Source organism: Neisseria sp. P0001.S005, assembly GCF_051963715.1.
This window is the reverse complement of record NZ_JBQCTZ010000838.1, coordinates 1-341: the sequence shown is the minus strand read 5'-3', so window position 1 is coordinate 341 and position 341 is coordinate 1. Positions and strand designations below refer to the sequence as shown.

General features: G+C 46.9%; 1 pseudogene. It reads left to right on the top strand.

Going from position 1 to position 341, the window contains the following annotated elements:
- Window positions 1-243 (top strand): annotated as a pseudogene (locus ACTHSP_RS23125) (translation elongation factor Ts); the annotation flags it as partial.
- Between the last annotated feature and the right edge of the window lie 98 nt (window positions 244-341).

Sequence of the window (341 nt, the reverse complement as noted above, 5' to 3'; positions counted from 1 at the left end):
ATCGCTTCCGGCAAACCTGCCGACATCGCCGCTAAAATGGTTGAAGGCCGTATCCGCAAATTCTTGGCTGAAATCACTCTGAACGGCCAAGCATTCGTGATGAACCCTGACCAAACTGTTGCCCAATTCGCTAAAGAAAACGGCACTGAAGTGGTTAGCTTCGTACGCTACAAAGTAGGCGACGGTATCGAGAAAGCCGTTGTTGACTACGCAGCCGAAGTTGCTGCCGCTGCTAAAGTGTAAGGCACTTATGAAAAAGAAAGCACCTAGATTCCAAACGAATCAGGGTGCTTTTTTTTGAGAAAACCGTTTACGGTACCTATTTTAAGACGACCGAATAT